We start from the raw sequence: 12,151 nt of genomic DNA on the forward strand, positions 1-12,151 counted from the left end.
ATATCTGTCGGCGGCCGGTGTACCCCTGTGGATCACTGCGAGACGCAGGCCAGTGCACCCTGCGGATCGGCGCTGCCGCCGCGTCGTCGGCTCGCCGCCCCCAGCGGCGGCTCTGGTGGGCCGTCAGACGCTGACCAGCAGCGCCACGGGGAGCCGGTCGAGGAGGTCGCCGAGCGGGTACGCCCCCTCGGCCGTCCGCCCGGTCAGCAGATCCCGCCAGCGGCCCGGGGGCAACGGCAGCCGGGTGACGCCCCAGCCGCCCGCCTCCGCCAGCCGCCGCGACAGCCGGGTGACGACGGTGACGGCCCCGCTTTCCTCGCCGCTCCCACCGCCCTCACGGTCCCCGGCACTCCGTGCGGCCGTCCGTACGAAGGCCACGCAGTGCGCCGCCGTCGGCCCCTCGGCGGCCAGGGGCGTATACGTGCTGCCTGCACCGAACCACCCCGGACGCTCCCGCCGCAGCCGTAGCGCCGCAGCCGTGAGCAGCAGCTTCTCGGCGGAGAGCCCCACCGCCTCCCGCCCCGCGTCCAGCTCCGCCAGCAGCTCCGGGCGCAGCTCGGGCGGACGGCGATTGTCCGGGTCGACGAGCGCCATATAGGCGTGCTCGGTGCCCATATAGAGGTCGGGAACGCCCGGCATGGTCAGCTGCACCAGGGCCGCGCCCAGGGTGTTGACCCGTGCCGGGGCGTCGAGTTCGGCGCCGATCGCCGCCCACACCGACGCGCCGGCCTCGCCCGGCCCCCCGTCCGCCTCCAGGAAGGCGGCCACCGTCTCCTCGTACGACGCGTTCTGCTCCGTCCATGTGGTGCGCAGCCCCGCCTCCCGCACGCCCTTCAGCACCGCGGGCGCCAGCCGCCCGGTGCGTGCGAGGCCCAGCCCCAACGCGGTCTGCCACGCCGTCCACGCCGTGTGCGGGTCGGGGGCGGACGGGCCCGCCGACGTCAGCTCCTCCAGCAGCAGCCCCCACCACCCCGGGCATTCGGTGAGCGCCGCGATCCGCGCCCGTACGTCCGCGCTGCGCTTGGTGTCGTGCGTGGACAGCACGGTGCCGGTGGCCGGCCAGTCGCGCAGCAGCCGGGCGGCGAAGTCGTGGAAGCCGTCGGGGGAGACGGCCGGCCGCCCCGGGTCGCCGCCGACCTCCGCCGCCGAGAGCAGCGGTGCGTAACGGTAGAAGGCGGTGTCCTCGACCGACTTGGCGCGCAGCGCCGCGGCGGTCTGCGCGAAGCGCGCGCAGAAGTCGCGGTGGTCCGGTCCGTCGCCCAGTCTGCCGAGCGCCGCGTCCCGCACGGTGTCCACCACCCGCGCCTCCTCGGGGACCGTGAAGGCCGTCCGGGCGTCCTCCGCGGCCAGGGCCGGCATCCCGGCGTCCGCCGGGCTCGCCGGGGCGCCGGGGGAGACGTACGGGCGGTAGACCGGCAGCCGCACCAGCAGCTCGCGGATGGCCGCGCGCAGCGCCCAGGGCGCGTGGTCGCGCAGCCGGTGGTCGGCGGCGCAGATACGGGAGGCGGTGCGCTCCAGCCGCGCCACCTCGGCGGCCAGCTCGTGCGCGACCACCTCATGGGCGGCGCGGCGCACCGTGGCGGCCCAGTCGCCGCCCAGGTCGGCCGGGGGAGCGGCGAAGCCCCGGTAGAGGGCGGTCAGTTTCTCCAGCCCGTCCGGGTCGACGAAGAGGCCGTCGACATGGTGCAGCGCGTCGTAGCCCGTGGTGCCGGCGACCGGCCAGGAGGCGGGCAGCGGTTCGTCCCGGGCGAGGATCTTCTCGACGACGGTCCAGCGGCCGTGCCTGCCCTCTTCCGCCGCGCGCACCGCGCCGTCCAGCCGCCGCAGATACGCCTCGGGGTCGGCGAGGCCGTCCGGGTGGTCCACGCGCAGCCCGTCGATCAGCCCCTCGCGCACCAGCCTCAGCAGCGTGGCGTGGGTGGCGTCGAAGACCTCGGGGTCCTCGACCCGCACCGCGATCAGCTCGGAGATGGAGAAGAAGCGCCGGTAGTTGAGCTCGGTGCGGGCCAGCCGCCACCAGCCGAGCCGGTACCACTGGGCGTCCAGCAGCCCGGGCAGCGGCAGCGCCTCCGTACCGGGCCGCAGCGGGAAGGTGTGGTCGTAGTAGGACAGCGTCCCGTCGACGACCCGCAGCCGCTCCCACTCCTCGCCGAGCGGCCCGCCGAGCACCGGCAGCAGCACCTTGCCGCCGTGCTGCGACCAGTCGATGTCGAACCACCGCGCCCAGGGCGAGCCGGGCCCCTCCCGCAGCACCTCCCACAGCGGCTTGTTGAGCCGCGCGGGGGCGGTCGCGGCCATATGGTTCGGGACGATGTCGACGATGAGCCCGAGGCCGTGCTCGTGTGCCGTACGGGCGAGTGTCCGCAGCCCCTCCTCGCCGCCCAGTTCCGCCCGGACCGCCGAGTGATCGACCACGTCGTAGCCGTGGGTGGAGCCGGGCACCGCCTCCAGCACGGGGGACAGATGCAGATGGGAGACGCCGAGCGAGGCCAGATAGGGGATGGTCCGGCGCGCGGCCTCGAAGGGGAAGGCGGGCTGTAACTGGAGCCGGTAGGTGGCGGTCGGGGCGATGGGGAGGGGCGCGCCGGGGTCAGCCGTCATCGGGGCCTTCCTTCGTGGATACCCCGGCCTTCAGGCCGGGGAGGAAACGAAGCTCCTGCGGAGCAGGGCAGGGAAAGCCGGTTCGCCGCCAGGGCGGACCGGCGTACACCGTCCACCGACCGACACCCTGTACTCACACGGAATCTGATACGGTGTGAGGTGTGACGCAGCAGGTCAAGCGGGCGTTCAAGTACCGCTTTTACCCCACGGACGAGCAGGCAGCCGAGCTGTCTCGCACGTTCGGCTGCGTCCGCCTGGTGTACAACAAGGCGCTGGAGGACCGCACCCGGGCCTGGTACGGCGAGCAGCGCCGGGTCTCCTACGTGCAGTCCTCGGCCGCGCTCACGCAGTGGAAGAAGACCGATGAGCTGGCCTTTCTGACGCAGGTGTCCTCCGTCCCGCTCCAGCAGGCGCTCCGCCATCTTCAGACGGCGTTCGGGAACTTCTTCGCCAAGCGCGCGCAGTACCCGCGCTACAAGAGCCGGAAGAAGTCCCGAGCGTCGGCCGAGTACACCCGCAGTGCCTTCACGTGGCGCGAGGGGCGACTGACGTTGGCCAAGATGGCGGAGCCGCTGGACATCCGCTGGTCGCGTCCGCTCCCTGAAGGAGCGGAGCCGACGACTGCGACCGTCTCCCGCGACAGCGCCGGACGCTGGTTCGTCTCGATGCTCGTCGAAGACACCATCGCCCCCGCCCCCGCCCCCGCCCCCGCCACCGGCGCGGCGATCGGCCTGGACGCCGGGATCACCTCCCTGGTGACCCTGTCCACCGGGGAGAAGATCGCCAACCCCCGGCACGAGCGGGGTGACCGGGCCCGTCTGGCCCGCGCTCAGCGGGAGCTGTCGCGGAAGGCGAAGGGCTCGGCCAACCGGGAGAAAGCCCGGCGCGGGGTCGCCAGGGTCCACGCGCGGATCGCCGACCGGCGCCGCGACTTCCTGCACAAGCTGTCGACTCGGCTCGTCCGTGAGAACCAAACGGTCGTGATCGAGGACCTCACCGTCCGCAACCTGCTGAAGAACGGCAAGCTCGCGCGCGCCATCTGCGACGCGGCCTGGACGGACCTGCGCATGATGCTGGAGTACAAGTGCGCCTGGTACGGGCGCGAACTCGTCGTGATCGACCGCTGGTTCCCCTCCAGCAAGCTGTGCGGGGCCTGCGGCACGGTCGCGGCGAAGATGCCGCTGAACGTCCGGGAGTGGACGTGCGACTGCGGCACGGTGCATGACCGCGACGTGAACGCGGCCCGCAATATCCTCGCCGCCGGGCTGGCGGCGTCTGCCTGTGGAGACGGTGTAAGACCTCAACGGGAGTCCTCCCGGACGGGGCGGTCGTCGGTGAAGCAGGAACCCCAGCGGGCGACCGCTGGAACCCCCCGCCTTTAGGCGGGGGAGGAAGTCAAATGAACGTACGTACCCACAGGGCGCCCCTTATGCGAGGGGCGCGCACCCATACGGGTGCGACCGGCCGGATCAGGCCGGTCGCTGGAGCACCATCAGGCTGCGGTCCACCAGGGTCAGCCGGTCGCCCGCCGCCACCTTCGCGCCGCTGCCCGGCTCCACGCCCTCAGGGACCGCCGTGTCCACGATGACCTGCCACTGCTTGCCGTGGTCGACGGGCACGACGAAGTCGAGCGGCTCATGGTGGGCGTTGAACAGCAGCAGAAAGGAGTCGTCGGTGATGCGCTCGCCGCGCACCCCGGGCTCGGAGATCGCGTTTCCGTTGAGGAAGACGGTCAGGGACTTGGCGTGCGCCGCCTGCCAGTCACGCGGGTGCATCTCCTCGCCCTCGTGGGTGAACCAGGCGATGTCCGACAGCTCGTCATGGGTGCCCTCCACCGGCCGCCCGTGGAAGAAGCGGCGGCGCCGGAAGACCGGGTGGTCGCGGCGGAGCCACACCAGTGAGCGGGTGAAGCGCAGCAGCTCCAGGGCGGCCTTCTCCTCCTCGCCGCCGTCCTTGCCGGGATGGGGCCACCTCACCCAGGACAGCTCGCTGTCCTGGCAGTAGGCGTTGTTGTTGCCGCCCTGGGTGCGCGCGAACTCATCGCCGTGGCTGAGCATCGGCACGCCCTGGGAGAGCATCAGCGTCGCGATGAAGTTGCGCATCTGGCGCTCGCGCAGCGTCCGCACCGCCGGATCGTCGGTCTCGCCCTCGACCCCGCAGTTCCAGGAGCGGTTGTAGCTCTCGCCGTCCTGGTTGTCCTCGCCGTTGGCCTCGTTGTGCTTCTCGTCGTAGGACACCAGGTCGCGCAGGGTGAAGCCGTCGTGGCAGGTGACGAAGTTGACGGAGGCCAGCGGTCGGCGCCCGTCGCCCTGGTAGAGGTCGGAGGAGCCGGTCAGCCGGGAGGCGAACTCGGCCAGCGTGCGCGACTCACCGCGCCACAGATCGCGCACGGTGTCCCGGAACTTTCCGTTCCACTCGGTCCACAGGGGAGGGAAGTTGCCGACCTGGTAGCCGCCCTCGCCGACGTCCCACGGCTCGGCGATCAGCTTCACCTGGCTGACCACCGGATCCTGCTGCACCAGATCGAAGAACGACGACAGCCGGTCCACCTCGTGGAACTGGCGGGCCAGCGTCGCCGCCAGATCGAAGCGGAAGCCGTCCACATGCATTTCGGTCACCCAGTAGCGCAGCGAGTCCATGATCAGCTGAAGGACGTGCGGCGAGCGCATCAGCAGCGAGTTCCCGGTGCCGGTGGTGTCCGTGTAGTAGCGGCGGTCCTGGCTCAGCCGGTAGTACGAGGCGTTGTCCAGCCCCCGGAAGGAGAGGGTGGGGCCCAGATGGTTGCCCTCGGCGGTGTGGTTGTAGACCACGTCCAGGATGACCTCGATGCCCGCCTGGTGCAGCGCCCGGACGGCCGATTTGAACTCCAGGACCTGCTGGCCCCGGTCCCCCCACGAGGCGTAGGCGTTGTGCGGCGCGAAGAAGCCGATGGTGTTGTAGCCCCAGTAGTTGGCGAGCCCCGCGTCGACCAGCCGGTGGTCGTGGACGAACTGATGCACGGGCATCAGCTCCAGCGTCGTCACGCCCAGCTCCGTCAGATGTTCGATGATCGCCGGATGGGCGAGCGCCGCGTAGGTCCCGCGCAGCTCGTCCGGAAGGCCGGGATGGCGCATCGTGAGGCCCTTGACATGGGCCTCGTAGATGACCGTGCGGTGGTAGTCGGTGCGCGGGGGACGGTCGTCGCCCCAGTCGAAGTACGGATTGACCACGACCGATGCCATCGTGTGCGGGGCCGAGTCCAGGTCATTGCGCTTGTCGGGCCGGTAGAAGTGGTAGCCGTAGACCTCCTCGCCCCAGTTGATCCGCCCGCTGACCGCCTTCGCGTACGGGTCCAGCAGCAGCTTGGCGGAATTGCAGCGGTGCCCGGCCTCCGGTTCGTACGGGCCGTGCACCCGGAAGCCGTAGCGCTGCCCCGGCATGATCCCCGGCAGATAGGCGTGGCGTACGAACGCGTCGTCCTCCCGCAGCTCCACCGCCGTCTCCGAGCCGTCGTCGTGCAGAAGGCACAGCTCGATACGGGCGGCGGCCTCGGAGAAGACCGCGAAGTTGGTTCCGGCGCCGTCGTAGGTGGCGCCAAGGGGGTAAGCCTGTCCCGGCCAGACCTGCATACGTCGACTCTTCCACTTCTTCTCCGGGGGTCGCGAGCGCCCCAGGCACCGGACGGAACCGGACCGACGACGCATCCTTTCCCAACTGGCGGCGATCAACGGCCGTTTCGGCGGAACTTCCTCAATCCGCAGGCAACCTACGGCCACATCGGTTCGTCCTACCGGGTGACCTCCGCATAAGCGATATCACCTTATGCGGGCCGATGTGATGACAGGGGGGATTGGGGGAGGATGTGCGAAAGATGAACCACCGCCACCTGGGCAAAGTGGTGGCCGGAGCGGCGGTGGCGGTGACGGCCACCGCGGTGATGATCGGGGTGACGCTCCCGGACAGCGCCTCCGGCAAGGAGAGCACGGGCGGCGGACCCCAGGGGTCCGCCGCCGAGCAGGGCCAGGCGGCCAGGCAGCTGCCCGGGGTGGTCGAGGACGCGCCTGCCCAGGCCACGAAGGGCACCGGCCGCGATCCGCTCACCGACGACGAGATCAAGCGCGCCCAGACCCTCGCGGTCACCCGTGGCTTCCGCGACAGCAGCGAGGACGTCACCGGCGACAAGGGGCCCGAGCGGCTCTCCACCGACCTCGCGGAGCTGGAGCCGGCCGAGGTGGGCGCCGCCCATCCGCCGCGCCGCGCCGAGGTGACGTACTACGACTACAAGGACGACACCTACGTCACCAAGACGGTCGATCTCGGCACGGGCAAGGTCACGGACACCGACACCCAGCGCGGTGTCCAGCCGCCGCCCGGTCACGACGAGGCCGTGGAGGCCACCCGGCTGCTGCTCGCCGACAAGCTGGGCGACGGGCTGAAGAGGGACTTCAAGGACGCCACCGGCAAGGCGCTGACCAAGCCCGACCAGCTGACCGTCACCGGCTTCGTCTACCGCGCCGGCGTGGACAACCCCGGCCCGGCGTCGCTCAAGGACTGCGGCAAGCATCGCTGTGTGCGGCTGTTCACCAGGGTGGTCAACGGGCCCTGGATCGACACCCGGCAGATGGTGATCGACCTGAGCGCCCGCTCCGTCGCCAAGCTGAGCTGAGCTGAGCTGCCGCCCACCGGGCCCGGCACTCGCTCATCGCACACCCATACGTTCACACAGGAGTCCACCCATGCCTGAAAGAAGGCTCCGCCGCGCCCGTGCCCGGTTCGCGGCAGCCATCGGCGCCTCGGCGCTCCTCAGCACCGTGGCGATCGCCGCCGGGCCGGCCGGCACCGCCCAGGCCGCCCCCAAGGCTCCGGCGAAGGCCCCGGCCGCCGCGGCGGACTGCTCGGCCGCCTACAAGGTCGAGCAGAAGCTGGACGGCGGCACCACCTGGCGGATGTGCTGGCACTACGAGAGCAAGGCCGGGCTCGTGCTCGACAACGTCTCGTACCAGCCGAAGGGCGAATCCGCCCCGATCAAGGTGCTGACCTCGGCGAAGCTCGGCCAGATCCATGTGCCGTACGACGACGGCAGCAATGAGTACGACGACCTCACCGGACAGGACTTCGCCCAGGGGCTGCAGCAGCTGGACCCGGCCGAATGCCCCGGCGGCACCATCAAGACCGTCCATGTGCCGGAGGCCTGGGACCCCAGCCGGCAGAACGTGAAGGGTCTGTGTGCCACCACCCGGGCCCGCGGCCACGCCTACCGGATGGGCGAGGGGAACAAGGTCTACCAGCAGCAGGGCAAGGATCTGCTGATCTACACCGTCAACCAGGTCGGCTGGTACGAGTACATCACCGAGTGGCGGTTCGCCGGCGACGGCACCATGACCATGCAGGTCGGCGCCACCGGCACGCTCTCCCCGATGGACTACGACGCGGGCGACGGCCGCGGCTGGCCGATCGGCAAGGGCGCCAAGGACTACGCCACCAGCCACGCCCACAACGTCTTCTGGCGGCTGAACTTCGGCCTCGACGGCTCGCCCAAGAGCAAGATCGAGCAGTACGACTCCAAGACCTCCACCCCCGCCGGCCGGATCCCGACCACCAAGACCACCCGCACCCCGGTCACCAAGGAGCTGGCGGGCGACGCGGCGGCGGCGCGGTGGTGGCGCGTGGTGAGCGCGGCCGGCAAGAACAAGGACGGCCACCCGCGCAGCTACGAGATCGTGCCCGGCCACACCACCAAGTACCAGGGGCGTAGCTACACCAAGCACGACGTCTACTTCACCGAATACAACAAGTGTGAGCAGTTCGCCAGCAACAACCTGCGCGACTGCGGTGCCGGAGCGGGCAAGAGCGTCGACAAGTGGGTGAGCGGCCAGACGCTCAAACACCCGGTCGTATGGGTCAACATCGGGTTCCACCACATCGCCCGCGATGAGGACCAGGAGCCGATGCCTCTGCACTGGCAGGGCTTCCAGCTGTCGCCGCGCGACGTCACCGCTATGAATCCGCTCACGCCGCCCGCGCTGTCCGGTCACAACGGCCATACGGAGGAAGCACGTTGACGCTATAGATCCATCCCGAGTGTCGCACCGCCCCCGCCCGGGCAGTAGTCTGCGTTGATCGTTGGACAGGGGCGGAAGGCGGTGCTCAGGTGAGCTCGGGTGGGCTGGAGCTGCCCCCCGGTGACGGAGGTCCCGGGGGTGACGGCTCCACCGACGCACCTCCCGGCGCGGTGTCCCTGGTGCGGCCGATGGAGATCGGAGCGGAACTGGACTGGGGCGCCGACGCCTGGACCGAGGTGCGCACGCGCGCACGCCGGGCCGGGCGGGCGTACATCTGGCTGAACCTGGTGGAACAGCGGCTGCGGGCGGTGGTCGGCGCCGTCCTCAGACCCATCTACGAACCGGTCCACGGCGATGACTGGGTCATCGCCGCGGCCGGCCCCGCAGGGCAGGAGTGGGTGCAGCGCGCGGTTGCCGTACGCGAGGTGAGCCGCCGCAAGGGCTATCTCCTCGACCCGGCCGACGACAATGTGCTCAGCTTTCTGACCCTGCCGCAGCTGCGCGAACTCCTCGTCCAGCACTGGCCCTGCTTCGAGCCCTATCTCGACGACCGGCGCGAAGTGGAACTGGGCCTGGACGAGCTGGAGGTCGCCCGTAACGTCGTCTCCCGCAACCGCGCCCTGTCCGAGACGGTCCTCGCCCAGGCCGAGCGCGCCTCCGCCCGGCTGCTGGAGATCCTCGGCAGCGGCACCGGCACCCCCTCCGCCGACCGGCTGCCCATCGACGCGGTCGAGGACCTCGTCGGCGACCGGTACGCGGACGTCGTGGGCGTCCATCCCGACCGGGTCCGGCTCCAGCGGCAGCTGCCCGCCGAGGACCTCTTCGGCAACGCCCGCCGCCTCGACGCCGTCGGCATCGGACTCAACCTCCTCGTCCAGAACTACTCCGGCCGCCGCCTCGTCCGGCTGGCCGAATCCGGCTGCCGCGCCCGACTGCTCTTCCTCAACCCCGCAAGCAGCGCGGTGCGGCGACGCGAGCGCGAACTCGGCCTGAAGAAGGGCGAGATGAGCCGCTCGGTGGAGATGAACATCCTCCATATGCGGCGGGTGCGCGCCGCGCTGCGCGACCCGGGCGCCTTCGAGATCCATGTCTTCGACGAGACCCCCCGCTTCACCGCCTACCTGGTCAACGGCGACGGCACCGACGGCCTCGCGGTCGTCCAGTCGTATCTGCGCAAGGCCCGCGGCATCGAGGCCCCGGTCCTGGTGCTGCGCGGCGGCCGCCGCCGCGGGGTGGTGCGCGAGGGACACCCTCCGGAGGAGGGCGAGAACGGGCTCTTCGGCACGTACCGGGAGGAGTTCGAAAGCGTCTGGGCGGACTCGCGACCGGTTTCCTAGCCGTTCTCCGGGCCCGCCGGGCCGCCCGTATTGTCGTACCCAGCCGCTAAGCGGTTACGGCGAAGTCAAGTGCTGATCCTTCTCGGCGTCCAAGCCCTCGGCCAGGCCGAACGGCGAGGGATCAGCGGCGAACTTCACCGCATCCGCTTAGCAAGGCTGGGTGCGTGACCGAGGTGCCGCTCGGCCCGCCCGGCTCGCCGCCGCGCTTGCACCGCGCCGTGCCGCCGGATCTGCTGACCGAGCCGACCTTCCGCTCCGGGGCGCGGCGAGCGCCGCCTCGAGCACATGGTGGGCGGCGAGCCGACCCGCTCCCACGGTGTGCAGGGCATCTACCGGCCGGCCCCCGAGTCGGCAGCGGCCATGGCCGGGCTGGTGGCCGGCTGAGCCCGTCCCGTACGGGCCGACCAGCGGCCCTCGGTGCGGGTGATGCGGACGGGGTGGTCGAAGCACTTGCTGATCGCGTCGGTGGTGACAACGTCGTCGGCCGCCCCCGAGGCCAGGCATTGCCCCTCGCGCAGCAGCATCGCATGGGTGGTGGACGCGGGCAGCTCCTCCAGATGGTGCGTCACCAGGACCGTGGCCAGCTCGGGGTGTTCCCGGCGCAGCCCGTCAAGGCTGTCCAGCAGCTGCTCGCGGGCCGCCAGATCGAGGCCGGTGGCGGGCTCGTCGAGCAGCAGCAGCCGGGGCCGGGGCATCAGCGCCCGGGCGATCAGCACCCGGCCGCGCTGGCCCTGGGACAGCGTCGGCCAGCGCGCGTCGCGCTTGTCGGCGACACCCAGGGCGCCGAGCAGACGGTCGGCGTGCTCCCGCTGGTCTGCCGTGGGCTGCCAGCGGGGAACCGGCTCGACGCTGTTGGTCAGCCCGGTCAGGACGACATCGCGCACCCGCAGCGGTGAGCGCAGCGGATGACGCGGATTGACATGGCCCACCAGCGACCGCAACTCCCGCAGATCGACCTGGCCCAGGGTGCGCCCCAGGACCTCGACCGTGCCGCGGGTGGGGTGCGCCGTGGCGCCCAGCAGGCCGAGCAGGGTGCTCTTGCCCGCTCCGTTCGCCCCGAGCAGCGCCCAGTGCTCGCCCTGGCGGACGGTCAGCGAGACCGAGCGCAGCAGATACGTGCCATCGCGGACCACATCGACGTCCATGGCCCGCAGTACGGGAAAGCCGCTCATCGCACCTCTTCCTCGAACTCCTCGCGGACGAGGGCCATCAGGGACTCCAGGTTCTCCACGGTGGCGGCGATCGCGGCACCGGGGTCGCCGGACGCCAGCGCGTCCAGCAGCGCCGTATGGGCACAGCTGAGATCGGGCAGCGCGGTCTCATGGACGACCATCTCGACCAGCGCCTCGCGCAGCACCGGCAGGACGGAGGTGAACAGCCCGAGCAGCACCGCGTTGCCGGACAGCTCCACGACCGTCCGATGAAAGGCGAGATCGGCGTCGACGAAGGTGGACGGATCGCCCCCGGCCGCCTCCTGACGCCGCCCCAGCTCGGCCCCGAGCCGGGCCACATCCTCGGGCCGTACCCGCCGCGCCGCCAGCCGGGCGGCCTCCACTTCGAGCGCCCGGCGCACTTCGTAGACCTCCAGCAGCCGGGCACGACGCAGCAGCTGCCGCACGCCCCCCGCCCCGGCGGGGCCCGCCGGGACCTGCGCGACGTAGGTGCCCGAGCCATGCCGTACGTCCAGCAGCCCGTCATGCGCCAGCAGCCGCACGGCCTCCCGCACCGAGGAACGCCCCACGCCCAACTCGGCGGCGACCGCTACCTCATTGGGCAACCGCTCGCCGGCCCGCCACCGCCCCTCGGCGAGCATCCCGCGCAGTGCGCTCTCCACCTGCGGCACCACGCGCCCGTGCCGCAGCCGTGTTGGCTCCCCCACCCTCGCCCCCTCGGTCTGTCTCGGCGACGACGTGGAAGGTAGCACAACTCTTCAGACGTCTGAGGACTTGTCTCACCGTGAACGGGCCCGGACGGGGTCCGGGAGGAGTCGGTCAGGCGGAGGAGATGGTGACGGTGCCGTCGCCTCCGGAGGGGCGGCCCAGGGATCGAATGAGGCCGAGCATCTCCGCGCGGTGGAGTGCCGCCGGTCGTTGCATACGGGACCCGGAGGGCCGTGGATTTCGAGGGTCACCAGACCGTGCGGCGCGTCGGCGGGAGCGTACGGTCCGTGAG

The 12,151-nt window shown here is 71.4% G+C and carries 8 protein-coding genes; 4 read left to right on the top strand and 4 right to left on the bottom strand.

The window, feature by feature from the left end:
* Window positions 1–123: 123 nt before the first annotated feature.
* Entirely contained in the window at window positions 124–2,601 is a 2,478-nt protein-coding gene (gene treY, locus ABZU99_RS17685; RefSeq protein WP_355952044.1) for a malto-oligosyltrehalose synthase, read from the bottom strand.
* A 161-nt stretch (window positions 2,602–2,762) separates the two neighbouring features.
* Here treY and ABZU99_RS17690 point away from each other — a divergent pair, with 161 nt between their 5' ends.
* Window positions 2,763–3,983, top strand: a complete 1,221-nt coding sequence (locus ABZU99_RS17690) for an RNA-guided endonuclease TnpB family protein (RefSeq protein ID WP_356227876.1) — start codon at window positions 2,763–2,765, stop codon at window positions 3,981–3,983.
* Between the two features lie 87 nt (window positions 3,984–4,070).
* Here ABZU99_RS17690 and glgX read toward each other — a convergent pair whose 3' ends face one another.
* The gene (gene glgX, locus ABZU99_RS17695; RefSeq protein WP_355954404.1) at window positions 4,071–6,209 is read right to left on the bottom strand and encodes a glycogen debranching protein GlgX; all 2,139 of its coding nucleotides are present in this window, start codon (window positions 6,207–6,209) and stop codon (window positions 4,071–4,073) included.
* Window positions 6,210–6,451: 242 nt separating this feature from the next.
* Between glgX and ABZU99_RS17700 the strand changes: the two genes are divergently transcribed.
* From ABZU99_RS17700 to ABZU99_RS17710, 3 genes are all read left to right on the top strand, one after another.
* Window positions 6,452–7,246 carry a Tat pathway signal sequence domain protein gene (locus ABZU99_RS17700; RefSeq protein ID WP_355954407.1) on the top strand — a complete coding sequence of 265 codons (795 nt, stop codon included), beginning with the start codon at window positions 6,452–6,454 and terminating at the stop codon, window positions 7,244–7,246.
* 70 nt (window positions 7,247–7,316) lie between these two features.
* A complete protein-coding gene (locus tag ABZU99_RS17705; protein ID WP_355954410.1) occupies window positions 7,317–8,642 on the top strand; it encodes a copper amine oxidase in 1,326 nt (441 codons plus the stop codon).
* 89 nt (window positions 8,643–8,731) lie between these two features.
* Entirely contained in the window at window positions 8,732–9,979 is a 1,248-nt protein-coding gene (locus tag ABZU99_RS17710) for an SAV2148 family HEPN domain-containing protein (protein ID WP_356044882.1), read from the top strand.
* Between the two features lie 329 nt (window positions 9,980–10,308).
* Here the strand turns inward: ABZU99_RS17710 and ABZU99_RS17715 are convergent, their stop codons facing one another.
* Complete coding sequence (locus tag ABZU99_RS17715) at window positions 10,309–11,151, bottom strand: ATP-binding cassette domain-containing protein (protein WP_356044880.1); 843 nt, start codon at window positions 11,149–11,151, stop codon at window positions 10,309–10,311.
* Window positions 11,148–11,858: an FCD domain-containing protein gene (locus tag ABZU99_RS17720; protein WP_356044877.1), complete on the bottom strand. Its 711-nt coding sequence runs from the start codon at window positions 11,856–11,858 to the stop codon at window positions 11,148–11,150. The genes ABZU99_RS17715 and ABZU99_RS17720 overlap by 4 nt, the downstream gene beginning before the upstream one ends.
* Between the last annotated feature and the right edge of the window lie 293 nt (window positions 11,859–12,151).

This window comes from Streptomyces sp. NPDC005266, assembly GCF_040607655.1.
Taxonomy (GTDB): Bacteria; Actinomycetota; Actinomycetes; order Streptomycetales; family Streptomycetaceae; genus Streptomyces.